Origin of the sequence: Pseudomonas sichuanensis, from assembly GCF_003231305.1 — a bacterium.
GTDB lineage: Bacteria > Pseudomonadota > Gammaproteobacteria > Pseudomonadales > Pseudomonadaceae > Aquipseudomonas > Aquipseudomonas sichuanensis.
The window spans coordinates 36,983-62,807 of the sequence record NZ_QKVM01000038.1; the positions used below are offsets into that span (position 1 = coordinate 36,983).

At 64.2% G+C, this 25,825-nt stretch carries 23 protein-coding genes; 12 read left to right on the forward strand and 11 right to left on the reverse strand.

Annotated features, from left to right (window positions below):
• The first annotated feature begins 24 nt into the window (after nt 1-24).
• Complete coding sequence (locus tag DM373_RS19205) at nt 25-2,886, forward strand: putative bifunctional diguanylate cyclase/phosphodiesterase (RefSeq protein ID WP_244215098.1); 2,862 nt, start codon at nt 25-27, stop codon at nt 2,884-2,886.
• A gap of 58 nt (nt 2,887-2,944) precedes the next feature.
• On the opposite strand, the gene zwf is transcribed toward DM373_RS19205, so the two are convergent.
• Nucleotides 2,945-4,387, reverse strand: coding sequence for a glucose-6-phosphate dehydrogenase (gene zwf, locus DM373_RS19210; RefSeq protein ID WP_110995080.1), 1,443 nt, complete (start codon nt 4,385-4,387; stop codon nt 2,945-2,947).
• Between the two features lie 103 nt (nt 4,388-4,490).
• On the opposite strand from zwf, the gene hexR reads away from it, so the two are divergent.
• Nucleotides 4,491-5,357, forward strand: a complete 867-nt coding sequence (hexR, locus tag DM373_RS19215; RefSeq protein ID WP_110995081.1) for a transcriptional regulator HexR — start codon at nt 4,491-4,493, stop codon at nt 5,355-5,357.
• 298 nt (nt 5,358-5,655) lie between these two features.
• The gene (locus DM373_RS19220; RefSeq protein WP_110995082.1) at nt 5,656-5,874 is read left to right on the forward strand and encodes a PA3496 family putative envelope integrity protein; all 219 of its coding nucleotides are present in this window, start codon (nt 5,656-5,658) and stop codon (nt 5,872-5,874) included.
• On the opposite strand, the gene DM373_RS19225 is transcribed toward DM373_RS19220, so the two are convergent.
• The gene (locus tag DM373_RS19225) at nt 5,816-6,763 is read right to left on the reverse strand and encodes a LysR family transcriptional regulator (protein ID WP_167409846.1); all 948 of its coding nucleotides are present in this window, start codon (nt 6,761-6,763) and stop codon (nt 5,816-5,818) included. The genes DM373_RS19220 and DM373_RS19225 overlap by 59 nt on opposite strands.
• A 204-nt stretch (nt 6,764-6,967) precedes the next feature.
• On the opposite strand from DM373_RS19225, the gene DM373_RS19230 reads away from it, so the two are divergent.
• Nucleotides 6,968-8,383, forward strand: coding sequence for an acetyl-CoA carboxylase biotin carboxylase subunit (locus DM373_RS19230; RefSeq protein WP_110995084.1), 1,416 nt, complete (start codon nt 6,968-6,970; stop codon nt 8,381-8,383).
• Between the two features lie 11 nt (nt 8,384-8,394).
• Nucleotides 8,395-10,203, forward strand: coding sequence for a sodium-extruding oxaloacetate decarboxylase subunit alpha (oadA, locus tag DM373_RS19235; protein ID WP_110995085.1), 1,809 nt, complete (start codon nt 8,395-8,397; stop codon nt 10,201-10,203).
• A gap of 180 nt (nt 10,204-10,383) precedes the next feature.
• Here the strand turns inward: oadA and DM373_RS19240 are convergent, their stop codons facing one another.
• From DM373_RS19240 to DM373_RS19250, 3 genes are read right to left on the reverse strand one after another with little or no spacing between them, the layout of a single operon-like run.
• Entirely contained in the window at nt 10,384-11,055 is a 672-nt protein-coding gene (locus tag DM373_RS19240) for a GNAT family N-acetyltransferase (RefSeq protein WP_110995086.1), read from the reverse strand.
• Between the two features lie 7 nt (nt 11,056-11,062).
• Complete coding sequence (locus DM373_RS19245) at nt 11,063-11,509, reverse strand: GNAT family N-acetyltransferase (protein ID WP_110995087.1); 447 nt, start codon at nt 11,507-11,509, stop codon at nt 11,063-11,065.
• Nucleotides 11,510-11,521: 12 nt separating this feature from the next.
• A complete protein-coding gene (locus DM373_RS19250) occupies nt 11,522-12,151 on the reverse strand; it encodes an FMN-binding negative transcriptional regulator (protein WP_110995088.1) in 630 nt (209 codons plus the stop codon).
• A 91-nt stretch (nt 12,152-12,242) separates the two neighbouring features.
• Here DM373_RS19250 and pdxR point away from each other — a divergent pair, with 91 nt between their 5' ends.
• On the forward strand, nt 12,243-13,772 hold the full coding sequence (gene pdxR, locus DM373_RS19255; protein ID WP_110995089.1) for a MocR-like pyridoxine biosynthesis transcription factor PdxR: 1,530 nt from the start codon (nt 12,243-12,245) through the stop codon (nt 13,770-13,772).
• 85 nt (nt 13,773-13,857) lie between these two features.
• On the opposite strand, the gene DM373_RS19260 is transcribed toward pdxR, so the two are convergent.
• The 4 genes from DM373_RS19260 to aspA form a co-directional block, all read right to left on the reverse strand.
• Complete coding sequence (locus DM373_RS19260) at nt 13,858-14,961, reverse strand: polyamine ABC transporter substrate-binding protein (RefSeq protein WP_110995090.1); 1,104 nt, start codon at nt 14,959-14,961, stop codon at nt 13,858-13,860.
• A gap of 2 nt (nt 14,962-14,963) precedes the next feature.
• On the reverse strand, nt 14,964-16,004 hold the full coding sequence (locus DM373_RS19265; RefSeq protein WP_110995091.1) for a histone deacetylase family protein: 1,041 nt from the start codon (nt 16,002-16,004) through the stop codon (nt 14,964-14,966).
• A gap of 198 nt (nt 16,005-16,202) precedes the next feature.
• A complete protein-coding gene (locus DM373_RS19270; RefSeq protein WP_110995092.1) occupies nt 16,203-17,195 on the reverse strand; it encodes an AraC family transcriptional regulator in 993 nt (330 codons plus the stop codon).
• A 273-nt stretch (nt 17,196-17,468) separates the two neighbouring features.
• Nucleotides 17,469-18,893, reverse strand: coding sequence for an aspartate ammonia-lyase (gene aspA / locus DM373_RS19275; protein WP_110995093.1), 1,425 nt, complete (start codon nt 18,891-18,893; stop codon nt 17,469-17,471).
• A 181-nt stretch (nt 18,894-19,074) separates the two neighbouring features.
• Between aspA and DM373_RS19280 the strand changes: the two genes are divergently transcribed.
• The 5 genes from DM373_RS19280 (at nt 19,075) to DM373_RS19300 (ending at nt 22,686) form a co-directional block, all read left to right on the forward strand.
• Nucleotides 19,075-20,004 (forward strand): LysR substrate-binding domain-containing protein, encoded by a 930-nt coding sequence (locus tag DM373_RS19280; protein ID WP_110995094.1) that lies wholly within the window; start codon nt 19,075-19,077, stop codon nt 20,002-20,004.
• Nucleotides 20,005-20,175: 171 nt separating this feature from the next.
• Nucleotides 20,176-20,667 carry a 5-(carboxyamino)imidazole ribonucleotide mutase gene (purE, locus tag DM373_RS19285; protein ID WP_110995095.1) on the forward strand — a complete coding sequence of 164 codons (492 nt, stop codon included), beginning with the start codon at nt 20,176-20,178 and terminating at the stop codon, nt 20,665-20,667.
• A gap of 10 nt (nt 20,668-20,677) precedes the next feature.
• On the forward strand, nt 20,678-21,760 hold the full coding sequence (locus DM373_RS19290; RefSeq protein ID WP_110995096.1) for a 5-(carboxyamino)imidazole ribonucleotide synthase: 1,083 nt from the start codon (nt 20,678-20,680) through the stop codon (nt 21,758-21,760).
• 96 nt (nt 21,761-21,856) lie between these two features.
• Entirely contained in the window at nt 21,857-22,102 is a 246-nt protein-coding gene (locus DM373_RS19295) for a GlsB/YeaQ/YmgE family stress response membrane protein (RefSeq protein ID WP_050707557.1), read from the forward strand.
• 50 nt (nt 22,103-22,152) lie between these two features.
• Nucleotides 22,153-22,686: a DUF3299 domain-containing protein gene (locus DM373_RS19300; RefSeq protein WP_167409845.1), complete on the forward strand. Its 534-nt coding sequence runs from the start codon at nt 22,153-22,155 to the stop codon at nt 22,684-22,686.
• Between the two features lie 90 nt (nt 22,687-22,776).
• Here the strand turns inward: DM373_RS19300 and DM373_RS19305 are convergent, their stop codons facing one another.
• Nucleotides 22,777-23,673, reverse strand: coding sequence for a D-hexose-6-phosphate mutarotase (locus DM373_RS19305; RefSeq protein ID WP_110995098.1), 897 nt, complete (start codon nt 23,671-23,673; stop codon nt 22,777-22,779).
• A gap of 73 nt (nt 23,674-23,746) precedes the next feature.
• Nucleotides 23,747-24,145, reverse strand: a complete 399-nt coding sequence (locus tag DM373_RS19310; protein WP_003253317.1) for an acyl-CoA thioesterase — start codon at nt 24,143-24,145, stop codon at nt 23,747-23,749.
• 362 nt (nt 24,146-24,507) lie between these two features.
• Between DM373_RS19310 and DM373_RS19315 the strand changes: the two genes are divergently transcribed.
• Nucleotides 24,508-25,797: an MFS transporter gene (locus tag DM373_RS19315; RefSeq protein ID WP_110995099.1), complete on the forward strand. Its 1,290-nt coding sequence runs from the start codon at nt 24,508-24,510 to the stop codon at nt 25,795-25,797.
• Nucleotides 25,798-25,825 lie beyond the last annotated feature (28 nt).

Here is a 25,825-nt window from a genome sequence, read left to right on the forward strand (position 1 = left end):
ACCAGCCCTATGACCCAGGATTGCATGGCGATCGGAGCATCGCCAGAGACGACACGGAGCGTTCGCAGGCAATTCGCCACTCAGCTGTCTATCGAGCGCACCCGCCTGCTGTACCAGGGCTCCCTGTTGCCCACGCTGTTCATGCTGCTGACCGGCACGCTCTGCGCCTGGCTGTTGTGGAGCCCTGCGCGCTATCTGCTGGTGAGCGTATGGCTGGCCTGGCTGCTGGCGCTGGTCGCCCTGCGGGTGATCCAGGTGGCGGCGTTCGAGGCGGCGACCCCATCGCGCCAGGCCAGGCCAAACTGGCGACGCATGTTCCTCGCCGGGTCCGCCTTCAGCGGGCTGACGCTGGCCAGCGCGGCGATTGCCCTGGTGCCTGTGGACAACTTCGAGCAACAGGCCTGGGTGTTCGGCCTGCTGGGCACTGCGGCGTTGTCGGCCAGCGTTGCTTATGCCGTCAGCCTGCCGGCATTTCTGAGTTTCGCCTTGCCCTGCCTGTTGCCGCCGACCCTTTTCCTGTTCGCTTATGACGCCGGCCACCAGCGTGGTTGGGGTTGGCTGGGGCTGATTCTGCTGGGCGCCTTGATGGTGGTGGCCTGGCAGGTCAATCGGCTGATCGAGCGCGGCCTGCTGCGGCGCTTCCAGAACCAGGCATTGATCGAGCACCTGCAAAGCGCCCAGCGCCACGCCGAGGACCTCAACCACCAGCTCAGCGCCGAAGTTCGCCAACGCCGCCAGGCCGAGGACGAGTTGCGCCTGGCCCATGGCGGCCTCGAACAGCGCGTGGCCCAGCGCAGCCATGAGCTGGACCTGGCCAACCAGGCGCTGAGCAAGAGCGAGCAACGCCTGGCCCTGGCTCTGCAGGCCAGCGAGCTGGGCCTTTGGGACTGGAACCTGGAAAGCGACGAGGTTCATCACACCCAGTTGCACGCCCTGTTCGGCCTCGATGCCGACCAGGTCCGCTCGGTCCGCGCCGACCTCAAGCCTCGGCTGCACCCCGATGACTTGCCACTGCTGCGGCGCACCCTGGTCGAGCACCTCAAGGGGCGCACCGAGGATTACCGGGTCGAGTACCGGGTACGCCATGTGCAGGGCCACTGGTGCTGGATCGAGGACCGCGGCCGGGCGGTGGAGCGGGATGTCGACGGCAAGGTCGTGCGCATGCTCGGCACCCGTCGTGACGTCACCGCGCACAAGGAGCAGGAAGAACAGCAACGCCTGGCAGCCACGGTATTCGAGGCCGCCAGCGAAGGCATCGCGATCCTCGACGCAAGCTTCCAGTTGTTGGCGGTCAACCAGGCGTTCTGCGACGTTACCGGCTACGGCCGTGCCGAGCTGATCGCTCGCAACGCCCTGGAACTGCCCTGCAGCCGCGATGCGCGGCGGCACAGCCAGGCCATCGATCAGGCGTTGGAGCAACAGGGGCGCTGGCAGGGCGAACTGGTCGAAGCGCGCAAGGACGGCGAGCTCTACCCGCAGTGGTTGCAGCTCAACAGCGTGCGTGATGCGCGCGGCCGCATCGCCAACATCGTCGGCTTCTATACCGATCTATCGGCCCGCCGCGAGTCAGAGGAGCGCCTGCGCTACCTGGCGCACTACGACGATCTGACCGGGCTTGCCAACCGGGCGTTGTTCCGCCTGCGTCTGCACGAGGCCACCCAGCGCATCCGCCTGAACGGGCGCAGCCTGGCCTTGCTGCACGTCGACCTGGATCGCTTCAAGCTGCTCAACGAGAGCCTCGGCCATGAGCTGGCCGACCAGTTGCTCAAGAAGATGGCCCAGCGGATCGCCAACGCGGTACCGGAGGCCGATACCGTGGCGCGGCTGTCGGGTGACGAGTTCGCCATCCTGTTCGACGGCTACACCAACCTTTCCAGCCTGGTGCGGGTCACCACGCGCCTGCTCGACAAGCTGCGGGTGCCGCAGCGCTTGGATGGGCATGAAGTCGTGATCAGCGCGTCGGTGGGTATCAGCGTGCTGTCGGATGCCACCTTCGACCTCAATGCGCTGGTCAGCCAGGCTGACATGGCCAAGCAGCACGCCAAGCACCTGGGCGGCGACAATTTCCAGTTCTACACCGAGAGCCTGCGCGCCAGCACCCTGGAGCGCCTGCAACTGGAGAACCAGCTGCGCAAGGCCATCGACGAAGGCCAGTTGCTGGTCTACTACCAGCCCAAGTTGTGCCTGCGCACCGGCCAGTTGCATGCTGCCGAGGCGCTGGTGCGCTGGCAGCACCCGGAGTGGGGCATGGTGCCGCCGGGCGAATTCATCGGTTTGGCGGAAGAGACCGGGCTGATCGCGCCGATGGGCGAGTTCGTGTTGCGCCAGGCCTGCTGGCAGGCCTGTGAGTGGTTGCGCCAGGGGCTGGAAGTGCGGGTCTCGGTCAACCTGTCGGTGTACCAGCTGCGCCAGGGCAAGCTGGTCAGCCTGGTGCGCCAGGTGCTGCAGGAGTCCGGGCTGGCGCCGCACCTGCTGGAGCTGGAACTCACCGAAAGCCAGTTGCTGGACAGCGTCGAGCACATCATCGCCACGTTCGAGCAGCTCCATGAACTCGGGGTCAAACTGGCGATCGACGACTTCGGTACCGGCTATTCATCGCTCAGCTACCTGAAACGCTTCCCGGTGGACTACGTGAAGATCGACCAGGCATTCATCCGTGGCCTGCACGACGGCAACCAGGATGCGGCAATCACCCGGGCGATCATCGCCATGGCCAAGAGCCTGCAACTGCAGGTTGTGGCCGAAGGCGTGGAAACTCCCGAGCAGCTGCAGTTCCTGCGCGAGCAGGGTTGCGACGAGGTGCAGGGCTATCTGATCAGCCGGCCGGTGGATGCGGCCTCGTTCCAGGCATTGCTCGAGCGCCCGACCACCGACCTGTTGCGCTAGCCTGGGAGCGGCGCGCTGCCGTTCCCAGGTTGCCGTTCTCCAGGAGAGTGCAGCGCCGTTACAGGTGCCAGGCCTGGCCCTGGCGCGCGAGCAGGCTGTTGGCCTGCTCCGGCCCGTTGCTGCCAGCGGGGTAAGGGCGTGGCGCCTGGAAGTGTTCTTCCCAGCCCTGCAGGATCGGGTCGATCCAGGCCCAGGCGGCCTCCACCTCGTCACGGCGCATGAACAGCGTGGAGTCACCTTCCATTACATCCAGCAGCAAGCGCTCGTAGGCGTCCCAGCGACGGGTCTGGGCGAACGCCTGGGCGAGGTTGAGGTCGAGCTCGACGGGCGCCAGGCGCATGCCTTTGCCGGGGCTCTTGGTCATCATGCGCAGGCTGATGTGCTCGTCCGGCTGTAGCTGGATCAGCAACTGGTTGACCTGGCCGCCGCTGAACAGCTCGTGGGGCACCGGCTTGAACTGGATGACGATCTGCGACGAGCGCCGCGCCATGCGTTTGCCGGTACGCAGGTAGAACGGCACCCCAGCCCAGCGCCAGTTGTCGACGTGCGCCTGGACGGCGACGAAGGTCTCGGTGTCGCTGTCGTTGTCGACATCTTTCTCGAAGTAGTAGGCGGGTACTTCCTGGCCGCCGATCTTGCCGGTGCCATACTGGCCGCGCACCGTCTTGTCCTGCACGTCCTGGCCAGTGATCGGTTTGAGGGCCCGCAGGATCTTCACCTTCTCGTCCCGCACGGCTTCGGCGTCGAACTGCGCCGGCGGCTCCATGGCGACCAGGCACAGCAACTGCAGCAGGTGGTTCTGCAACATGTCGCGGGTGGCGCCAGCGCGGTCGTAGTAGGCGCCGCGGCTCTCCACGCCGAGGGTTTCGCAGACGCTGATCTGCACATGATCCACCTGGCTGTTGCGCCACACAGGTTCCAGCAGGGCATTGGCGAAGCGCAGGGCCATGAGGTTCTGCACCGTTTCCTTGCCCAGGTAGTGGTCGATGCGAAACACCTGGGGCTCGTCGAACACTGCGCCGATCGCTTCGTTGATCGCGGTGGCCGACTCCAGCGAATGGCCGATGGGCTTTTCCAGCACGATGCGCGCCTCGTGGTCGGCCAGGCCGGCGATGCGCAGGTGGTTGGCGATGGGCACGAACAGCTGGGGCGCGGTGGCCAGGTAGTAGATGCGTGTCAGCCCGCCGGGCTCGCCCAGGTAGCGCGCCAGGCGGCCGAAGTCGGCGCTTTGCGCGGCGTCCATGGGGAAGTAGTCCAGGCGCGCCGAGAAGCGCTGCCAGACCTCCTCGTCGAAGTCCTGGCGGGCGATCTGTGCGCGGCAGTGGCGTTCGGCGAGCTTGACGTAGTCGTTGCGCGGCAACGGCCGGCGGGCCAAGGAGATGATCCGCACGGCATTGTGCAGGCGGGCCTCGCGATACAGGTGGTAGAGCGCCGGAAGCAGCTTGTGCAGGGCCAGATCGCCAGTGCCGCCGAAGACCAGGATGTCGCAAGGTATAGTCAAACCACCACTCTCCACGTTCGTTTAACTGGGCGGGTTGGCGAGCATGTAGTATAACTACAAGAAAGCTACATCCCGGCCAGCCGATCATAACCGAGTCCAGACCGTGAATCTGTTGCAACATATCGCCCAATCGCGCCACCTGTTGCGCAAATCGGAACTCAAAGTAGCCGACCACGTGCTGCTCGATCCGGCTGCCGTCATGCACAGTTCGATGGCCGACCTGGCGCACAACGTGGGGATCAGCGAGCCGACCATCGTGCGATTCTGCCGGGCGATCGGTTGTTCGGGCTTCCAGGACCTCAAGCTCAAGCTGGCGCAGAGCCTGGCCGCCGGGGCCAGTTTCGGCCAGTTCGCCATCCATGAAGACGACTCGGTTGCCGACTACAGCCTGAAGATCTTCGACACCACCTTGCACACACTGATGGAAGTGCGTGAGCACCTCGACCCGCAGGCCCTGCAGCAAGCGGTGAGTGCCATGGCCCAGGCGCAGCGCGTGGAGTTCTATGGTTTTGGCGCGTCCGGCGCGGTGGCCGCCGACGCCCAGCACAAGTTCTTCCGTCTGCTGCTTACTGCTGCGGCCTATTCCGACCCGCACATGCAGGCGATGTCGGCGGTTACGTTGAAGCCGGGTGACGTGGCAGTGTGCATCTCGCAGTCGGGGCGCTCCAAGGACCTGCTGATCACCGCCAACCTGGTGCGCGAGAGCGGTGCCAACCTGATCACCCTGTGCCCCAGCCAGACACCGCTGGCCGAGCTGTCGACGGTCAACCTGGCGATCGACGTGCACGAAGACACCGAAATCTACACCCCGCTGACGTCGCGCATTGCCCACCTGGTAGTGATCGACGTGCTGGCCATGGGCGTGGCCATGGCACGTGGCCCGAGCCTGGTCAACCACCTCAAGAGCGTGAAGCGCAGTTTGCGCAGCCTGCGTTTGTCGCCCAAGTCGATCAAGGCTACAGACGACTGACCTGCATGGGCCTCATCGCCAACTTCTGAAGCGACACCGGCTCTGTGGGAGCGGCTTCAGCCGCGAACACCGGCGAAGCCGGTGCCATGCACCCTGTCGCTTGCTTCGCGGCTAAAGCCGCTCCCACAGGATAGGCGCTGACTTCGAGCCATTCGCCAGGCCTGTGGGGGCGCTCCAAGCCTACGATATGGCAGGCAAAGACAGCGAAAATTCACGATTCTGTCACCCTTCCACCGCCAAACGGTAAACCTGCAGCGCCAGTCTGAAACTCCCCCCCATCCTATCTGGGAGACAGGCAATGGCACGTGAACACGACGGTTCGTACCAACCCAACGCCAAGGCTCGCAAGCAGCAGGAAAAGGACCAGCGCCGCATGGAGTTCCGCCGCGCGATCGAAAGCTACTGCGACCGCCGCGAATTGCTGCGCTCGCTGGCCGACTACCCCGAGCTGCAGGACATCACGGTGTGGCAGGTATCGGCGGCAACTTCCCCGAAAAACGCTCAACAAGTGCGCTGATCTGCGCACGTTCGCCGCGGATGAATGCCTGGAACGCCAAGGCCACCGGTGACTGGCGCTTGGCTTTGGCCTGCACGATGCACCAGCTGCGGTACAGCGGCAGCTCTTCCACCGGCAACTCCTTGAGCAGGCCGGTGGCCAGCTCCAGGTTGACCGCATGGCGGGTCAGCAGGGCTATGCCGAGGCCCGCCACCACGCATTCACGCTGCGAATCGGTGGAGGCTACCTCCAGGGTCTGGGTGAAGTGCACGCGCTTGTCCTTGAAGAACTCCTCGCAGGCCTTGCGCGTGCCCGAGCCTTGCTCGCGGACCAGTAGGGTATGAGGTTCAAGGTCCTGCAGGCGCAGGCTCTGGAGCTTGCACAGCGGGTGGTCCGGCGGCGCCACGGCGACGATCGGGTTGTTGAGGAAGGGCAGGAACTCCAGCCCCATGTCCTGGGGCACCATGGACATGATGATCAGGTCGTCGCGGTTGTCCGACAGGCGCCTGATCGCCTGGGCCCGGTTGACCACCGTCAAGGTCAGGTTGACCTCCGGGTGGCGCTGCTTGAAGGCGGCGAACAGGTGTGGCACGAAGTACTTGGCGCTGGATTCGATCGCCAGTTTCAGCTGACCCTGCAGTGAGCCCTGCATGTCCGACAGCTGCATGTCGAGGTTCTCCAGGCGCCCGAAGATGTCCCGGCTGGCGCGTTGCAACGCTTCGGCGGCCTCGGTCAGGTAGAGCTTCTTGCCGACGTACTCGAACAGCGGCTGGCCCACCAGTTCTTCGAGCTGACGTATCTGTAGACTTACGGCGGGTTGCGTCAGCGCCATTTCTTCGGCCGCCCGGCTGTAGGAGCGCAAATCACACACTTCATTGAAGATCTGCAACTGACGCAATGTCATACGCATCAATGACTTACGCATTTTTTCACCTGATTTGGCAAAACCTTGTTACCGAACTATAAGCTTTTGCTAATACTGGCTCTAACAAATATTGATTTTTGTTTATCGACCTACAGCGCTAGGGTGATTGTGCGACTGGCCAGCGACGTCTGGTCACGCGCCGACCGGTGAAACCGGATCGTCTGTTCCTACGGCTTTGGGAAGACTCCAGTGATAAAAAAAATCCTGATCGCCAACCGGGGTGAAATCGCAGTTCGAATCGTGCGCGCTTGCGCCGAGATGGGCATTCGCTCTGTGGCGATCTACGCCGACGCCGACCGTCACGCCTTGCACGTCAAGCGCGCCGATGAGGCCTACAGCATTGGTGCCGAGCCCCTGGCCGGTTATCTGAACCCGCGCAAGCTGGTCAACCTGGCTGTGGAAACTGGCTGTGATGCCCTGCACCCGGGCTACGGTTTCCTGTCGGAAAACGCCGAACTGGCGGAGATCTGCGCCGAGCGCGGGGTCAAGTTCATCGGCCCGGCCGCTGACGTGATTCGCCGCATGGGCGACAAGACCGAAGCGCGCCGCACCATGATCCAGGCCGGCGTGCCGGTGACCCCGGGCACTGAAGGCAACGTTGCCGACATCCACGAAGCCCTGCAGGAAGGCGACCGCATCGGTTATCCGGTGATGCTCAAGGCCACTTCCGGCGGTGGCGGGCGCGGTATTCGCCGCTGCAACAGCCGTGAGGAGCTGGAACAGAACTTCCCCCGGGTCATTTCCGAAGCCACCAAGGCCTTCGGCTCGGCAGAAGTGTTCCTGGAAAAATGCATCGTCAACCCCAAGCACATCGAGGCGCAGATCCTCGGTGACAGCTTCGGCAACGTGGTGCACCTGTTCGAGCGCGACTGCTCGATCCAGCGCCGCAACCAGAAGCTCATCGAGATCGCCCCAAGCCCGCAGCTCACCCCTGAGCAGCGCGCCTACATCGGCGACCTGGCCGTGCGCGCGGCCAAGGCGGTGAACTACGAGAACGCCGGTACCGTGGAGTTCCTGCTCGCCGAGGGCGAGGTGTACTTCATGGAAATGAACACCCGAGTGCAGGTGGAACACACCATCACCGAGGAAATCACCGGCATCGACATCGTCCGCGAGCAGATCCGCATCGCCTCGGGCTTGCCACTGTCGATCAAGCAGGAAGACATCCAGCACCGCGGCTTCGCCCTGCAGTTCCGCATCAACGCCGAAGACCCGAAGAACAACTTCCTGCCCAGCTTCGGCAAGATCACCCGTTACTACGCCCCCGGCGGCCCGGGCGTGCGCACCGATACGGCGATCTATACCGGCTACACCATTCCACCGTTCTACGACTCCATGTGCCTGAAACTGGTGGTGTGGGCGCTGACCTGGGAAGAAGCCATGGACCGCGGCCTGCGGGCCCTGGACGACATGCGCGTGCAGGGGGTGAAGACCACCGCCGCGTATTACCAGGAAATCCTGCGCAACCCGGAATTCCGTAGCGGCCAGTTCAACACCAGCTTCGTCGAAAGCCACCCCGAACTGACCAACTACTCGATCAAGCGCAAACCCGAAGAGCTGGCCCTGGCCATCGCCGCCGCCATCGCCGCCCACGCAGGCCTGTGAGGAACCGAATAATGTCCAAGAAAATCTTTGTTACCGACACGATCCTGCGCGACGCCCACCAGTCCCTGCTGGCCACCCGCATGCGTACCGAAGACATGCTGCCGATCTGCGACAAGCTCGACAAGGTCGGCTACTGGTCGCTGGAAGTCTGGGGCGGCGCCACCTTCGACGCCTGCGTGCGCTTCTTGAAAGAAGACCCGTGGGAGCGCCTGCGCAAGCTGCGCAGCGCACTGCCCAACACCCGCCTGCAGATGCTCCTGCGCGGTCAGAACCTGCTGGGCTACCGCCATTACAGCGACGACGTGGTCAAAGCCTTCGTCGCCAAGGCTGCGGTCAACGGTATCGACGTGTTCCGCATCTTCGACGCCATGAACGACGTGCGTAACCTGCGCGTGGCCATCGAGGCCGTCAAGGCCGCCGGCAAGCACGCCCAGGGCACCATCGCCTACACCACCAGCCCCGTGCACACCATCGATGCCTTCGTGAAGCAGGCCCAGCAGATGGAAGCCATGGGTTGCGACTCGGTGGCGATCAAGGACATGGCCGGCCTGCTGACCCCGTTCGCCACCGGCGAGCTGGTCAAGGCGCTCAAGGCCGAGCAGTCGCTGCCGGTGTTCATCCACTCCCACGACACCGCCGGCCTGGCCGCGATGTGCCAGCTCAAGGCCGTCGAAAACGGTGTCGACCACATCGACACCGCCATTTCCAGCTTCGCCTGGGGCACCAGCCACCCGGGCACCGAATCGATGGTCGCCGCGCTCAAGGGCAGCGAGTTCGACACCGGCCTGGACCTGGAGCTGCTGCAGGAAATCGGCCTGTACTTCTATGCCGTGCGCAAGAAGTACCACCAGTTCGAGAGCGAGTTCACCGCCGTGGATACCCGCGTGCAGGTCAACCAGGTACCGGGCGGGATGATTTCCAACCTGGCCAACCAGCTCAAGGAGCAAGGTGCGCTCAACCGCATGGGCGAAGTGCTGGCAGAGATCCCACGGGTGCGCGAAGACCTTGGCTTCCCGCCGCTGGTCACCCCGACCTCGCAGATCGTTGGCACCCAGGCGTTCTTCAACGTGCTGGCCGGCGAGCGCTACAAGACCATCACCAACGAAGTGAAGCTGTACCTGCAGGGCGGTTACGGCAAGGCCCCGGGCGTGGTCAACGAGCAACTGCGCCGCCAGGCCATCGGCAGCGAAGAAGTGATCGACGTGCGCCCGGCCGACCTGCTCAAGCCGGAAATGGCCAAGCTGCGCAGTGACATCGGCGCCCTGGCGCGCAGTGAAGAAGACGTGCTGACCTTCGCCATGTTCCCGGACATCGGGCGCAAGTTCCTCGAAGAGCGCGAAGCCGGCACCCTCACCCCCGAAGCCCTGCTGCCGATTCCGGAAGCCGGCGCGGTGGGTTCGGTGGGCGGTGAAGGCGTGCCGACCGAGTTCGTCATCGATGTGCACGGCGAAACCTACCGCGTCGACATCACCGGCGTGGGCGTCAAGGCCGAAGGCAAGCGTCACTTCTACCTGTCCATCGACGGCATGCCGGAAGAAGTGGTGTTCGAGCCACTCAACGAGTTCGTCGGCGGTGGCAGCAGCAAGCGCAAGCAGGCCAGCGCACCGGGCCACGTCAGCACCACCATGCCGGGCAACATCGTCGATGTGCTGGTTAAGGAAGGTGACGTGGTCAAGGCCGGCCAAGCGGTGTTGATCACCGAAGCCATGAAGATGGAGACCGAAGTGCAGGCGGCGATCGCCGGCAAGGTCGTGGCCATCCATGTGGCCAAGGGCGACCGGGTCACCCCGGGCGAGATCCTGATCGAGATCGAAGGCTGATTCAACGCCTTCATCTGCAAGCAGTTAACCTCTGGGGAGCGGTCGCTCCCCTTTTTTTTGCGCTGAGTTTGCCGGCCTCTTCGCGGGTAAACCCGCTCCCACAGTTAGCGCGCTAGCCTCAGGCTCTGCACTGTAGGAGCGGGTTTACCCGCGAAGAGGCCGGCTGCCCCAGTCAACTTTTCAGCCTTTGCGACATGCCTCGAGGGTTTCTACCTGGCCCTGAGGCTGTTGGTTTTCCTCACTCAACCAACGCTCGAACCCCGCCGCCACGGCCGGCCATTCGGCATCGGTAATCGAATACCACGCCGTGTCCCGGTTGCGGTCCTTGACCACCATGTGATTGCGGAACACCCCTTCGAAGACGAAGCCGAACCGCTCGGCGGCGCGTTTGGAGCGGGCGTTGGCGTTATTGCACTTCCACTCCAGCCGGCGGTTGCCCAGCGCGAAGCCCAGTTTGCCCAACAGATAGACCGCCTCGGTGCCCTTGGGCGTGCGCTGCATGGCAGCGCCGAAGGCGATATGGCCGATCTCGAAGCGGCCCTGTTCCGGCACGATCGACATGTAGCTGAGGATGCCCTGCACCTGGCCGCTGGCGCGGTCGATCACGCTGTAGAACAGCGGGTCGCGGCTGGCGGCGTTGCCGTCGAGCCAACGGTCGAAGCCGGTGCGTTCGACGAACGGGCCATAGGGCAGGTAGTCCCACAGCACCGGGTCCGAACCTGGCCCTTGCAGCACCTCCCACAGGTCATCGCCATGGCGCGCCGGGTCGAGTTTTTCCAGGCGGATGAAACGGCCTTCAATTGGGTCGGCCTTGGGCGTACCGGCGGCTTTCCAGTTCAATGCGTCGGTCATGGGCGGCCTACAGTACTTTGCGAAATTGGATGAAGCCGGGGCGCTCGGCAACCTGCTCGTACAGGCTGATGGCGGTGGCGTTGGTTTCGTGGGTCAGCCAGTGCACCTTGGCGCAGCCGTCGGCCTTGGCCGTGGCGTAGACATGCTCGATCAGCTGCCGGCCGATGCCCAGGCCGCGCACTGCGTTGTCCACATAGAGGTCTTGCAGGTAGCAGGAAGGCTCGATGCTCCAGTTGGAACGATGGTAGATGAAGTTGACCATCCCCACCGCCTTGCCATCGACCCAGGCCAGCGCCGAATGGGTCGGTTCGTGCTCGTCCAGCAGGCGTTGCCAGGTGCTGGCGCTGACCGCCTCGGGCAGTTCGGTTTCATAGAAGCGCAGGTAGGCCTGCCACAGGGGCAGCCAGGCGGCGTGGTCGTTGGCGCCCACCGGGCGCAGGGTGATGCTGGTCATGGGCCTTTTCCTTCAGAGGTCGCGCATGTGCGCGGCGAGTTGGTTATCCACAGGGTCGGCGCTGGCGGCCAGGCCTGCGCGTACCCCGGCGATGTCTTGTGCCGAGCGGTTCTGGCTGAGTTTGCGTGCGCCCTGCAAACGGGTGATGGGCAGGCGGATGCCAACGATGGCGCGCAGCATGCTGTCGAGGTAGTCCGCAGGGGCATCGGCCACGCGCCACGGCGCTGCGCGGCTTTGCTCATGGCGGTCGGTCAGGCGGCTGACGATGTCGAGCAAGGAGGCGGGCTCATGGATCACCGCCGCCGGGCCCCAGGCATGCACCGCCGTGTAGTTCCAGGTGGGCACCACCTTGGGATTGTCGGCCTTGCTCGGGTAGAACCCGGGGCTCACATAGGCGTCGGCGCCGGGGAATACCAGCAACGCTTCGGCGCCTTGCGCCAGGTCGTGCCATTGCGGGTTGGCCCGGGCGAGGTGGCCATAGACCGTACCGAACTCACCCTCATCGGTGGCGACCAGCATCGGCAAGTGGGTGGCCAGCAGCCCCTGTTCGCCGTGGCTGATCAGTGTGGCCAGGCGGGTTTGCAGCATGTGCTGGTGCAGGCGGCCGAGGTCGTGTTCCTGGTGCGGTTTGCTGTTGTACATGCCGGGGGATCCTTGTGCTGTGGCTTCATCCTAGGCAGGCTATTGGATCTGTGTAAGAGCCATTCATGACTGTTTTTATAGGTCCAATGCCATGAGCGAACGTACTCACGCACTGCCTTTCGACCCGGCCGGCATCGTTCTCGACCGCCGTCGCCGCGGGCTCAGCCAGCAGCTCTATCAAGCACTGCGCGCCCGCGTGTTGGATGGGCGCCTGGAAGGTGGCACGCGGCTGCCGGCTACCCGCGACCTGGCGGCGATGCTGGGGTTGTCGCGCAACAGCGTGGTGCGCGCTTATGACCAGCTGTATGCCGAAGGCTTCATCGAAAGCCGTGTGGGCGATGGCACCTACGTGAGCCGGCTGGGAAAACTATCCACACAACTGTCCACAGGGTTATCCCGGGGTTTATCAACAGGGTTATCCACATTTCAGGCATCTGATACTGAGGATTTATCCAGTTTCACCGCGTGTAGCGAGCCCTTGCAGCGCCTGAAAAATCATCACTTGCCGCCACCCAGAAGCGGCTCGCCGAAGGCTTTCAGGGTCGGCCTGCCCGCCTTCGATCTGTTTCCTTTCGAGGTGTGGGCCAAGCTGCAAGCGGGTTTCTGGCGAAATCCCGACCCGGCGCTGCTCGGTTATGGCGACCCGGCGGGAGAAGTGCAGTTGCGCGAGCTGATCGCCACGTATCTGCGTCGCTCGCGGGGGCTTTCCTGCACGGCTGAACAAATAGTGATCACCAGTGGTGCACAGCAGGCGATCAGCCTTTGTGCACAGCTGCTGTTACAGCCCGGTGACGGAGTGGCTGTGGAAAACCCAGGCTATCGCGCCGCCGGGCACGCCTTCGCCCTGGCGGGGGCAAGGGTCAGCGGCGTGCCGGTGGATGAAGAGGGCATGGACTGTGCGCGCTTGGCCGAGCTGCCGGACTGTCGGCTGGCCTATGTGACCCCAGCCCACCAGTACCCCACCGGCGTCACCATGAGCCTGGCCCGGCGCCTGTCGTTACTGGCCTGGGCTGAGCGCCGGGGCGGGTGGATCGTCGAGGACGACTACGACGGCGAGTACCGCTACAGCGGCGCTCCCCTGGCACCGCTGGCTGCGCTGGATCGGCAGGGCCGAGTGCTGTACGTCGGTACTTTCGGCAAGATCGCTTTCCCGGCGCTGCGGATGGGTTACCTGGTGCTGCCCAAACCGCTGGTGCAGGTGTTCAGCCAGGCCAAGGCGCTGGCGGTGCGCCATTCGGAAGTGGGTAGCCAGTGCGTCATGGCGCAGTTCATGGCCCAGGGGCATTTCCAGCGGCATATCCGTCGCATGCGCCGGGCGGCGTTGGCGCGCAGGAATGTGTTGAAGGCTGGCTGGCCGGTGGATGTGCCGGGGCTGGGGGCAATGCCGGAGGTAGCGGCGGGGCTGCATGTGAAAGTGGCTGTGGATAACTTTGCGCGGGAACAAGAGTTGGTTGCCCGGGCCGAGGCGGTGGGGGTGGAGGTCAATCCGTTGAGTAGTTACTGGCTGGAGGACAGCGAGGTGCCTGTGGATAAGCGGGCCGGGCTGGTGCTGGGGTTTGCGGCGGTGCCGGAAGCGCAGATTGCGGATGCATTGATGCGGCTGCGTAAGGCCTGGAAGTAGCTATCGCGGGGCAAGTCGGGGCGCCGAACCGCCGCTCCCACGGCCGTACACAGGCTGCGTGGGAGCGGGCTTGCCCCGCGATGGTTCAGGTCCCCGACTTGATCTTGGTCCAGGCCCGGGTACGCGCCCGCTCGGCATCCCGCGGCAGTGGCTTGAGGGTATACAGCTTGGCCATCGCCTCGGCCGTCGGATACAGGTTGGGGTTGTTGCGGATCGCGGGGCTGACCTTGTCGGTCGCATCCTTGTTCGGGTTCGGGTAGCCGACGAAATCACTGATCGGTGCAATCACCTCAGGCCGCAGCAGGTAGTTGATGAAGGTGTGGGCATCTTCCGGGTTGGCCGCGTTCTTCGGGATCGCCAGCATGTCGAACCAGATCGGCGCGCCTTCCTTCGGCAGGCGCATGTCCACCACCACGCCGTTCTTGGCTTCGCGCGCGCGGTTGGCAGCCTGGGAGAAGCTGCCGGAATAACCCACCGCCACGCAGATGTCGCCATTGGCGATGTCGGCCATGTACTTGGAGGAGTGGAAATAGGTCACGTGCGGGCGGATCTTCATCAGCAGGTCCTGAGCCTTCTGATAGTCCGCCGGCTTGCCGCTGTTGGGGTCCAGGCCCAGGTACGACAGCGCCAACGGCAAAATCTCCGACGGCGAGTCGAGCAGCGCCACGCCGCACTGTTTGAGCTTGGCGATGTTCTCTTCCTTGAAGATCAGGTCCCAGCTGTCCACTGGTGCGTCGTCACCGAGTACCGCCTTGACCTTGGCTGGGTTGAAGCCGATCAGCACGGTGCCGTACATGTAAGGCACGGCGAACTTGTTGCCCGGGTCGTTGGCTTCGATCAGCTTCATCAGCGCAGGGTCCAGGTGCTGCCAGTTGGGCAGCTTGCTGCGGTCCAGGGGCTGGAACACCCCGGCCTCGATCTGCTTGGCAAGGAACACATTGGACGGCACCACCACGTCATAGCCGGAATTGCCGGTCAGCAGCTTGGCTTCCAGCGCCTCGTTGGTGTCGAAGATGTCGTAGATCAGCTTGACCCCGCTGTCCTTCTGGAAGTCGACGAGGGTTTGCGGGGTGATGTAGTCGAACCAGTTGTACACCCGCAGGGTGCCTGGCGCGGCGTTGGCCTGCAGGGCGCCGGTGAACAGGCTGGCGGCGATGAGTGGGGCGAGCAGACGCTTGAGTCGGACCATGTTCAGGCTCCTGGCTGGGCGCGCTGGAAGCCTTCCAGCACATTGACCGCGTTGATGCCGATTTCTTCCACAGCGTAGCCACCTTCCATCACGAACAGGGTTGGCTTGCCGAGTTGGCCGATGCGTTTGCCCATTTCCAGGTAGTCCGGGCTGTCCAGCTTGAACTGCGAGATCGGGTCGTCCTTGAAGGTGTCGACACCGAGGGAGATCACCAGCACGTCGGCGTCGTACTCGGCGATGCGTTGGCAGGCCGCTTCCAGCGCGGCGCTCCAGGCCGCCCAGTCGCTACCGGCGGGCAGTGGGTAATTGACGTTGCAGCCAACGCCTGCACCTTCGCCGGTCTCGTCGGCATAGCCGAGGAAGAACGGGAACTCGTCCTGCGGGTCGCCGTGGATCGAGGCGAAGAACACATCGTTGCGCTGGTAGAAGATGTCCTGGGTGCCGTTGCCGTGGTGGTAGTCGACATCGAGGATGGCCACTTTGCGCCGGCCCTGGTCGAGGAAGGCCTGGGCGGCGATCGCGGCGTTGTTCAGGTAACAATAGCCGCCCATCACTTCGGCGGCGGCGTGGTGCCCTGGCGGGCGGCACAGGGCGAAGGCCGAGTGGGCGCCTTGCTGGATCGCTGCCTGGGCGGTGAGCGCGACTTGCGCGGCGCTGTAGGCGGCCTGCCAGGTACCGGCGGTGATCGGCGCGCCGGCATCGAAGCTGTAGTAACCGAGTTCGCCATGCAGTCCGGTAGGTTTGACCTGGCGCAGGGTGCGTGCCGGCCAGGTGAAGGGCAGCAGGTCGCCGTCGTGGCCGAGCGCGGCCCAGCGTGCCCAGGCGCCTTCGAAGAAGTTCAGGTAGTCGGCGCTGTGGATGCGCTGCAGCGGGGCGCGGCCGAAGTCGGTGGGGCCCTGGACGTCGCCAAGGTTGCGCTTTTTCACCTGCTCCAGCACATGGTCGGCGCGCGAGGGCATCTCGAAGCAGGGCATCAGCTTGCCGTCGATCAGCTCGCAGCGGCCGTGGTGCAGGCGGTGGTCATCGGAATAGATCGTCAGCATTTGTTGTTCTCCGGGTAATCACTGGCGTGGGCCCATTCTGGTGGGCGGCCGGCATACCGGGGGACGTTGCAAACGGCCAAAAGGGGATCAATATGGCCAAGTCATCCTGGCAGACCCTATCGCGGGGCAAGCCCGCTCCCACGCCGATCTCATTCAATGCGTGGGAGCGGGCTTGCCCCGCGATAGGGCCGGTTCAGGTCAACCGCGAAAATGGCTCGGCGCCACACCGCTCCAACGCTGGAAGGCATGCCTGAAACTCGCGGTCTCGCTGAACCCCAGCGTTTCGGCAATCCGATAGATCGGCATCTGGTCCTCGGCCAGCAATTGCTTGGCCCGCTCGAAGCGCAGCTCATCGAGCAGCTGTTGATAACTGCTGCCCAGCGCCTGCAAGTGCCGGCGCAAAGTGCGCGACGAACAGTTCATCTGCCGCGCCAGGCCCTCCAGCCCGGGCGCGGCATCCAGCTGCTGGAGCAGCAACTGGCGAATCCGCCCCAGCCAGGCCTGGCGCCCGGTGAACTCCAGGTTCAAACGCCGGCAGCGTTCACTCATCGCCTTGTGGGTGATCGGGTCGGCCAGCGGCAGCGGCATGTCCAGCCAGCGGCGTTCGAAGGCGAAGGCGTTGTCGCCCGCATCGAAGCCCTGCGGGCAGGCGAATGCACCGGCGTAGAGCGCGTGGTAACCAGGGCGGGGGTGTTCGAAGCGTGCCGCCAGCAAGGGCAGCGGGCGGCCAAGCAGGTCGTCGCAGATCACTTTCAGCGACACCAGGCAGAACTCGGCATTGAAGGCGGCCAACCCTGGCGCGTCATAGTGGTCGCTGGCGCTGAGCCAGACGCGCTGGCCATCATCCACCAGGCGCAACTGGAAGACTGTTCCCAGCAGTGCCGGAAAGCTCAGCGCCAGGCGCAGGGCGTCACCCAAAGTGGCACTGGAGAGCAACGCGTAACCGAGCATGCCGTAGCACGACACATGCATGCGCCGGCCCAGTTCCAGGCCGATTTCCTCGCGCCGGGCCAGGGCGTTGGCGCACACCTGCAGCTCTTGCTGGGTGGTGATGCGGGCGTCCGGGTGCTCAAGGTCTGCCAGGCCAATGCCGCTGCCGGCGAGCAGTTGCTGCGCGTCCACGTCTTGTTCCTGGAACACCTGGAGGATCAGCGAAACGGCATTGAGGGTGGTGAGGTGGCTGTGCAGCATGCTCGGTGTCCCGTGGGGCTGAGGGGCATTATGGAGCAAGTTGTGTGCCGTGTAGGAGCGGCCTTGTGCCGCGAATGGGCTGCGCAGCGGCCCCGGCAATCTATGTGGTAACGCTGGGGCTGCTTTGCAGCCCTTTCGCGGCACAAGGCCGCTCCTACAGAGATGGCGCAGGGAGTGGGCATAAAAAAAGGGCCCGATGCGTACGCTCGGGCCCTTGAAAGGTTGAGAGGTGTCTAGTCCCTCGACCTGGTGAGACAGTTTGCTGCGGTCGGGTTACGCCTTCAGCGGAACCAGACGTGGAGCGATCATGTTTTCCGGACGCAGGATGTCGTTGAGCATCTCTTCGTCCAGCAGCTTCTCTTCGCGCACCAGTTCCAGCACGCCGCGGCCGCTTTCCAGGGCAACGCGGGCGATACGGGTGGCGTTTTCGTAGCCGATGTACGGGTTCAGGGCGGTGACCAGGCCGATCGAGTGCTCGACCAGTTCACGGCAGCGCTGTTCGTTGGCGGTGATGCCGACGATGCAGTGCTCGCGCAGCATGTCCATGGCGCGTTGCAGCAGGCGGATCGAGTCGAAGATCTTGTAGGCGATCAGCGGCTCCATCACGTTCAGCTGCAGCTGGCCACCTTCGGCGGCGACGGTCAGGGCCAGGTCGTTGCCCATGATGGCGAAGGCGACTTGGTTGACGGCTTCCGGGATAACCGGGTTGACCTTGCCTGGCATGATCGAGCTGCCTGGCTGGCGCGCCGGCAGGTTGATCTCGTTGATGCCGGTGCGTGGGCCGCTGGACAGCAGGCGCAGGTCGTTGCAGATCTTCGACAGCTTGACCGCGGTGCGCTTGAGCATGCCGGAGAACAGCACGAAGGCGCCCATGTCGGAGGTGGCTTCGATCAGGTCGGCAGCCGGCACCAGCGGCTGGCCGCTGATGGTTGCCAGGCGCTGTACGGCCAGGGCCTGGTAGCCCGGGTCGGCGTTGATGCCGGTACCGATGGCGGTACCGCCCAGGTTGATTTCGGTCAGCAGTTCCGGAGCCAGCGAGCGCAGGCGCTGCAGGTCTTCGGTCATGGTGGTGGCGAAGGCGCGGAATTCCTGGCCCAGGGTCATCGGTACGGCGTCCTGCAGCTGGGTGCGGCCCATCTTCAGTACGTGGTCGAACTCTTTACCTTTGGCAGCGAACGCCTGGATCAGGCTGTCGAGGCTGGCCAGCAGGGCGTCGTGGCCCAGCAGCAGGCCCAGACGGATCGCGGTCGGGTAGGCGTCGTTGGTCGACTGCGCCATGTTCACATCGTTGTTCGGGTGCAGGTACTGGTACTCACCCTTCTGGTGGCCCATGGCCTCCAGCGCGATGTTGGCGATGACTTCGTTGGCGTTCATGTTGGTGGAAGTACCAGCACCGCCTTGAATCATGTCCACCACGAACTGCTCGTGGTAGTCGCCCTTGATCAGTCGTGCGCAGGCTGCGCTGATCGCGGCGTGCTTGGCATCGCTCAGGTGCCCCAGCTCACGGTTGGCGTCAGCAGCTGCCTGCTTGACCATCGCCAGGCCGACTACCAGTTTCGGGTAGTGCGACAGCGGAACACCGGAGAGGTGGAAGTTGTTGGCAGCGCGCAGAGTCTGGATGCCGTAGTAGGCATCGGCAGGGACTTCAAGGGTACCAAGCAGATCTTTTTCGACGCGGAACGATGCAGCGGAGGACATGATGGATATCATCTCGATTTTGACCCGGCACCTGCCGGAATGCCGCCAATGCTAGGGCTGGGCAGATTTGGCGGCCAATGCTGTTGCACGCTAACCTATGCACAAACGGCATACGGTTTGATGTGACGCCGATTGACAATCGAGCGTGTTCCATTTTGGTGCACGCGTTGCGGAGTAGTCGATGAACCTCGAAAGCAAATGGCTGGAGGACTTCAGTGCCCTGGCCTCAACCCGCAGTTTCTCGCAAGCGGCCGAGCGCCGCTTCGTCACCCAGCCAGCCTTCAGCCGGCGCATCCGCAGCCTGGAAGCAGCCCTGGGGCTGACCTTGGTGAATCGTTCCCGCACCCCCATCGAACTGACCGAGGCCGGGCAGCTGTTTCTCGTCACCGCGCGTACTGTTGTCGACCAGTTGAGCGAAGTTCTTCGGCATTTGCATCACCTTGAAGGCGGGCAGGGCGAGGTGATCCAGGTGGCGGCGGCGCACTCGCTGGCCTCGGGGTTTTTCCCGCGTTGGGTAGCCCAGTTGCGCAACGACGGTTTGAACATCGCCACCCGCCTGGTCGCCACCAACGTGGGTGATGCGGTGCATGCATTGCGCGAGGGCGGCTGCGACCTGATGCTGGCGTTCTACGACCCGGACGCCGCGCTGCAGATGGACGCCGAAATCTTCCCTTCATTGCACATGGGCAACACCGAAATGCTCCCGGTGTGTGCGGTGGGGCCCGATGGCAAGCCGTTGTTCGACCTGGAAGGCGAGGGCAGCGTGCCTTTGCTGGCCTACAGCGCCGGCGCCTTCCTCGGCCGTTCGGTCAACCTGCTGCTGCGCCAGCGCAACCTGCGCTATACCACGGTGTATGAAACGGCCATGGCCGACAGCCTCAAGAGCATGGCGCTGGAAGGCATGGGCATCGCCTGGGTGCCTAAATTGTCCATGCGCGGCGAGCTGGAACGTGGCGAGCTGGTGGTCTGTGGCGCCAGCCAGTGGCATGTGCCGCTGGAAATCCGCCTCTATCGCTGTGCCCTGGTGCGCAAGGCCAACGTGCGTTTGCTATGGCGCAAGCTGGAAGGCGGTTCAGTTGACCCGAAAGTCAGCCAAAGCCCCGAAAAATAAGGGCGACAGTTGGTCGCCGGGGGTGCCGTGATGGGCCTGCGTTACGTTATACTGCGCGGCCTTTCGACCGGATAGCTCCGGTCCAGATCAGCAAACAAGCCACGCCGGTCGTCCCGCGTGGCTTGTTGTTTTTTGACGCGCCTGCGGGCGCACAAGCGAAGAGGCTCGACGATGAGTGCACTGGTTGGCGTGATCATGGGCTCCAAGTCCGATTGGTCCACCCTTAGCCACACCGCCGATATGCTGGAAAAACTCGGCATTCCCTACGAAGTGAAGGTGGTTTCCGCCCACCGCACCCCGGATCTGCTGTTCCAGTATGCCGATGAGGCCGAAGGCCGTGGCATCGAGGTGATCATCGCCGGTGCCGGTGGCGCCGCCCACCTGCCGGGCATGTGCGCCGCCAAGACTCATCTGCCGGTGCTGGGCGTGCCGGTGCAGTCGTCGATGCTCTCGGGCGTCGATTCGCTGCTGTCGATCGTGCAGATGCCGGCCGGTATCCCGGTGGCCACCCTGGCCATCGGCAAGGCCGGCGCGATCAACGCGGCCCTGCTGTCGGCGAGCATCCTCGGTGCCAAGCACCCGCAGTTCCACGCGGCGCTCAAGCAGTTCCGCACTGAGCAGACCGACACCGTGCTGGACAATCCAGACCCGCGCCAGGCTTGAGGCTGACGATATGAAGATCGGTGTAATCGGTGGCGGCCAGCTGGGCCGCATGCTGGCCCTGGCGGGCACCCCGCTGGGCATGAACTTCGCTTTCCTCGACCCGGCCCCGGACGCCTGCGCCGCCCCCTTGGGCGAGCACCTGCGCGCCGACTACGGCGACCAGGACCACCTGCGTCAGCTGGCCGACGAAGTCGACCTGGTGACCTTCGAGTTCGAAAGCGTGCCGGCGGAAACCGTCGCCTTCCTGTCGCAGTTCGTGCCGGTGTACCCGAGCGCCGAAGCCCTGCGCATCGCCCGCGACCGCCTGTTCGAGAAGAGCATGTTCCGTGACCTGGGGATCCCCACCCCAGCCTTCGCCGACATCCTCTCGCAAGCCGACCTCGACGCCGCCGTGGCCAGCATCGGCCTGCCGGCCGTGCTCAAGACCCGCACCCTGGGTTATGACGGCAAGGGCCAGAAGGTCCTGCGCAAACCCGAAGACGTCGTCGACACCTTCGCCGAACTGGGCAGCGTGCCGTGCCTGCTGGAAGGTTTCGTGCCGTTCACTGGCGAAGTGTCGCTGGTAGCCGTGCGCGCCCGTGATGGCGAAACCCGCTTCTACCCGCTGGTGCACAACACCCACGACAGCGGCATCCTGAAGCTGTCGGTGGCCAGCGAGGCGCACCCGTTGCAAGCCTTGGCCGAAGACTACGTCGGCCGCGTGCTCAAGCAGCTGGACTACGTCGGCGTGATGGCCTTCGAGTTCTTCGAGGTCGACGGTGGCCTGAAGGCCAACGAAATCGCCCCGCGCGTGCACAACTCCGGGCACTGGACCATCGAAGGCGCCGAGTGCAGCCAGTTCGAGAACCACCTGCGTGCCGTTGCCGGCCTGCCGCTGGGCTCGACCGCCAAGGTCGGTGAGAGCGCCATGCTCAACTTCATCGGCGAAGTGCCGGCGGTGGCCAAGGTGGCCGCCATCGACGATTGCCACCTGCACCACTACGGCAAGGCCTTCAAGGTCGGGCGCAAGGTCGGTCACGCCACCCTGCGTTGCGCCGACATGGCCACGCTCAAGGCCAAGATCGCTGAAGTAGAAGCGTTGATCGCCGGCTGAGCGAACTTCTTGCGGCAACGGCCCCTCTGAAATGGCGACAAGCCAAAGCGCTGTCTAGGCTTTGGCTTGTTCCACTTTCACCTTAGAGGGATTGCCATGGGCATCATTGGAACCATCTTCATCGGCCTGATCGTCGGCCTGCTGGCGCGCTTCCTGAAACCCGGGGACGACAGCATGGGCTGGATCATGACCATCCTCCTCGGCATCGCCGGCTCACTGGCCGCCACCTATGGCGGGCAAGCCCTGGGCATCTACCAGGCCGGGCAGGCGGCGGGCTTCTTCGGGGCCCTGGTCGGCGCGATCATCCTTCTGGTGATCTACGGCTTCATCAAGAAGAACTGAACACAGGCTAGAATGCTCGGCAATTCAAACCTGAGTTGCCGAGCATTTCCATGCGTGCGTTTTTCCTCATCCCCCTGCTGCTTGCCAGCACCCTGGCCCATGCCGAATTGCCTGAAACCGACTGGCTGGAGCTGATGCCCAAGTCGGACCAGAAGGCCCTCGAGCAGATGCCCGAAATCGACCACAACTCCCCAGAAGCCCAGGGTGTGTTCACTGCCAAGGGTGGCCTGAAGCAGAGCAAGGGCCTGCCGGCGGTGATGTACTCGACCAAGACCGTGGCCGCCATGAACGGCAAGCAGATCCGCCTGGGCGGCTACCCGGTGCCGCTGGAAAGCGATGCCAAGGGTAACAGCACTTTGTTCTTCCTGGTGCCGTACCCTGGCGCCTGCATCCATGTACCGCCGCCGCCGCCGAACCAGCTGGTGCTGGTGCGGTATCCGAAAGGGTTGAAGATCGACGATATCTACACGCCGCTGTGGGTGACCGGCCAGTTGAAGGTGGAGAAGGTCAGCAATGACCTGGCCGATGCGGCCTATGCGCTGGATGCGGGGAAGGTGAGGGTGGTGGAGGATGCCGATCTTTGATCAGCCGTGAAACCCATCGCGGGGCAAGCCCGCTCCCACGCATGTTCATGGGCTGATGCGTGGGAGCGGGCTTGCCCCGCGATGGCGATTTCAGAGCGCTTCGCTACCGATCACTACGCTCAGCGCATGACTTGCCCCAGGCTTGAGCTCCACCACGTCATCCCACACGTTCGCCGTCTCGATGCACAGCATGCGCTGCCAGCCATCGTCGGCCATGTCCGCCAGCTCCCGGGCTCGATCGGTCCAGGGGTTCCAGATCACCGCGCTGCGTGAACCGCTGGCCTGCAGGGTGATGCGTCGATTCCAGTGAGGGTCGACGATGCTCAAGCGTTGGGGGGCGTTCAGGTAGATGCGATCGGTCTCGCCCGCGAAGCCCAGGTTGCCCTGCTGCTGGCGCTGCTCCCAGTCGGCCAGGGTTTCGATATAGCCCAGGCCATCGACGCCCTCCACCTGCACCTGGCGCACATCGCTCACGGCGAAGTAACTGTGCAGGGCCTGGCTGAGGGTGACGCTGGTATTGCCGAGGTTGTAGCTGGTGAGGGTCAGTTGCAACTGATCGCCCAGCTCCACCCGCAACTTGAGCTCGACCTCATGGGGCCAGTCTGGCAGTTCGCCCTGGGCTTCGGGCAGGGTGAACTCGATAAGCAGGTTGTCGCCTGATTCTTCCATGCCGAGCAACTGCCAGTCGCGGCCACGGGCCAAGCCGTGGGCCGGTGCCTGTTCGCCCTGGAACATGTTCTGGACCGATTGCGGGTTGCGCTGCAGATTGCCGAACCAGGGCCAGCACACCGGTACCCCGGCACGCACTGACTTGCCCTGACGGAAGATGGCCTGGTCGCTCAGCCACAGCAGGGGCGGCTCGCCGATGCGCTGATAGCTGAGGACCTGCGCGCCCTGCTGGGCGATCAGAAGTTCGGCACGGTCGCTGGTGATGCGCCAGCAGTTGAGTTCGCCGTGTTGCTCGGTGTCGACCTGATAGGTAGCCATTGCGCTCGTCTCATTGAATGCCTGTCGGGCCGTTGGACCCGTTAGCCTGCAATGAGTTTACCGCTCGCCTGGCTCAGCGACGAGGCACCGAGCGGGTGCGGCCGCTGCCGTCGATGGCGACGAACACGAACACCGCTTCGGTGACCTTGCGCCATTCGCTGGACAACGGATCGTCGCTCCACACCTCGACCATCATCTGGATCGAGCTGCGGCCGATTTCCAGGGTCTGGGTATAAAAGGAGAGCTGCGCGCCCACGGCCACCGGCACCAGGAAGGCCATGCGGTCGATGGCCACCGTGGCCACGCGGCCACCGGCAACGCGGCTGGCCATGGCGGTACCGGCCAGGTCCATCTGCGCGACCAGCCAGCCGCCGAAGATGTCGCCAAAACCGTTGGTTTCGCGCGGCAGCGCGGTGATCTGCAAGGCCAGATCGCCCTGCGGGATAGGATCTTCTTGTTCGAGCTCAATCATGCCGTGGGGCCTCTGACCCGTGACGCTTCGTGGGTGGCGCAGTGAAGGACGCCGTAAAAACGATTCAGCTGCTCGCATACTACGCTGATTTCGCTTCGGGGGCGGCCAAGGGGGAGACTCTGCGAAACAGTCTGACAATAGAGACCGACGTTTTCGCACAACATCCCGCACCAGAATCAACCTTTTCCTACGAGCGGGCAGTATATAGACCCTTACAGCCAGCGACGACGTCACATTCATGAATATCTGTACGGATTTTGTACCGCTATGAGCGCTGCTCGGCAATTTGTTATCTTCACCCGCTACCCAATCCAGAAGCCGCATGCCAAGCGGCCTGCACACTAAAAAGAGAACGAGCAGCGATGACCTCCGTGCCGAGCAGTATCGAGCAGCCTTCCAGGCCGCTGACCCGCAGCGACTACAAGACCCTCTCTCTGTCCGCCCTCGGTGGTGCCCTGGAGTTCTACGACTTCATCATCTTCGTGTTCTTCGCCACGGTGGTGGGCAAGCTGTTCTTCCCCGCCGACATGCCCGAATGGCTACGCCTGATGCAAACCTTCGGCATCTTCGCCGCCGGCTACCTGGCACGGCCGCTGGGCGGCATCGTCATGGCCCACTTCGGCGATCTGCTCGGGCGCAAGAAGATGTTCACCCTGAGCATCTTCATGATGGCGCTGCCGACCCTGGTCATGGGCCTGCTGCCAACTTATGCACAGATCGGCCTGTGGGCGCCGATCCTGCTGCTGTTGATGCGTGTCATCCAGGGGGCGGCCATCGGTGGTGAAGTGCCGGGCGCCTGGGTATTCGTTTCCGAGCACGTGCCGGCGCGCAACACCGGCTATGCCTGCGGCACCCTCACTGCCGGCCTGACCTCAGGCATCCTGCTTGGCTCGCTGGTGGCGACGCTGATCAACACGATCTACAGCCCGGAAGAAGTGGCCGACTACGCCTGGCGCATCCCGTTCCTGCTGGGTGGGGTGTTCGGCTTCTTCGCGGTCTACCTGCGCCGCTGGCTGCATGAAACCCCGGTGTTCGCCGAGATGCAGGCGCGCAAGGCCCTGGCCGAGGAGCTGCCACTGCGTGCGGTGCTGCGCGACCACCGCGGCGCGATCATCCTGTCGATGCTGCTCACCTGGTTGCTGTCGGCCGGCATCGTGGTGATCATCCTGATGACCCCGGCCCTGCTGCAGAGCCTCTACCACGTCAGCCCCACCGATTCGCTCAAGGCCAACAGCCTGGCCATCGTGCTGCTCAGCCTGGGCTGTGTCGCCGCCGGCAGCCTGGCCGACCGTTTCGGCGCAGGGCGCGTGTTCGTGATCGGCAGCCTGGCGCTGCTGGCTTCGTCCTGGGCCTTCTACCACAGCCTGCCGACCCGCCCGGACCTGCTGTTCCCGCTGTACGCCCTGACCGGGCTGTGCGTGGGTATCGTCGGTGCCGTGCCGTACGTGATGGTCAAGGCGTTTCCGCCGGTGGTGCGCTTCAGTGGGCTGTCGTTCTCCTACAACCTGGCCTACGCCATTTTCGGCGGTTTGACGCCGATGGTGGTGACCGCGCTGCTCAAGTTCAGCCCCATGGCACCGGCCTACTACGTGGCGTGCCTGTGTGCCGTTGGTCTGGCCGTGGGTCTCTATTTGCTCGCCAACAAACGCTGAGCGGCTGGCACTGCTGGCCCCTTCGCGG

What these genes read in the sequence shown, in the direction of transcription:
- DM373_RS19300 (WP_167409845.1), top strand. Translation starts at nt 22,153, where the DNA reads ATGCGTGCGTTTTTCCTCATCCCCCTGCTGCTTGCCAGCACCCTGGCC.
- DM373_RS19260 (WP_110995090.1), bottom strand. Translation starts at nt 14,961, where the DNA reads ATGGTCCGACTCAAGCGTCTGCTCGCCCCACTCATCGCCGCCAGCCTG.
- DM373_RS19310 (WP_003253317.1), bottom strand. Translation starts at nt 24,145, where the DNA reads ATGATTGAGCTCGAACAAGAAGATCCTATCCCGCAGGGCGATCTGGCC.
- DM373_RS19245 (WP_110995087.1), bottom strand. Translation starts at nt 11,509, where the DNA reads ATGACCAGCATCACCCTGCGCCCGGTGGGCGCCAACGACCACGCCGCC.
- pdxR (WP_110995089.1), top strand. Translation starts at nt 12,243, where the DNA reads ATGAGCGAACGTACTCACGCACTGCCTTTCGACCCGGCCGGCATCGTT.
- DM373_RS19240 (WP_110995086.1), bottom strand. Translation starts at nt 11,055, where the DNA reads ATGACCGACGCATTGAACTGGAAAGCCGCCGGTACGCCCAAGGCCGAC.
- aspA (WP_110995093.1), bottom strand. Translation starts at nt 18,893, where the DNA reads ATGTCCTCCGCTGCATCGTTCCGCGTCGAAAAAGATCTGCTTGGTACC.
- DM373_RS19225 (WP_167409846.1), bottom strand. Translation starts at nt 6,763, where the DNA reads ATGCGTATGACATTGCGTCAGTTGCAGATCTTCAATGAAGTGTGTGAT.
- DM373_RS19295 (WP_050707557.1), top strand. Translation starts at nt 21,857, where the DNA reads ATGGGCATCATTGGAACCATCTTCATCGGCCTGATCGTCGGCCTGCTG.
- DM373_RS19290 (WP_110995096.1), top strand. Translation starts at nt 20,678, where the DNA reads ATGAAGATCGGTGTAATCGGTGGCGGCCAGCTGGGCCGCATGCTGGCC.
- DM373_RS19315 (WP_110995099.1), top strand. Translation starts at nt 24,508, where the DNA reads ATGACCTCCGTGCCGAGCAGTATCGAGCAGCCTTCCAGGCCGCTGACC.
- DM373_RS19280 (WP_110995094.1), top strand. Translation starts at nt 19,075, where the DNA reads ATGAACCTCGAAAGCAAATGGCTGGAGGACTTCAGTGCCCTGGCCTCA.
- oadA (WP_110995085.1), top strand. Translation starts at nt 8,395, where the DNA reads ATGTCCAAGAAAATCTTTGTTACCGACACGATCCTGCGCGACGCCCAC.
- DM373_RS19265 (WP_110995091.1), bottom strand. Translation starts at nt 16,004, where the DNA reads ATGCTGACGATCTATTCCGATGACCACCGCCTGCACCACGGCCGCTGC.
- DM373_RS19205 (WP_244215098.1), top strand. Translation starts at nt 25, where the DNA reads ATGGCGATCGGAGCATCGCCAGAGACGACACGGAGCGTTCGCAGGCAA.
- DM373_RS19220 (WP_110995082.1), top strand. Translation starts at nt 5,656, where the DNA reads ATGGCACGTGAACACGACGGTTCGTACCAACCCAACGCCAAGGCTCGC.
- purE (WP_110995095.1), top strand. Translation starts at nt 20,176, where the DNA reads ATGAGTGCACTGGTTGGCGTGATCATGGGCTCCAAGTCCGATTGGTCC.
- DM373_RS19270 (WP_110995092.1), bottom strand. Translation starts at nt 17,195, where the DNA reads ATGCTGCACAGCCACCTCACCACCCTCAATGCCGTTTCGCTGATCCTC.
- DM373_RS19305 (WP_110995098.1), bottom strand. Translation starts at nt 23,673, where the DNA reads ATGGCTACCTATCAGGTCGACACCGAGCAACACGGCGAACTCAACTGC.
- DM373_RS19250 (WP_110995088.1), bottom strand. Translation starts at nt 12,151, where the DNA reads ATGTACAACAGCAAACCGCACCAGGAACACGACCTCGGCCGCCTGCAC.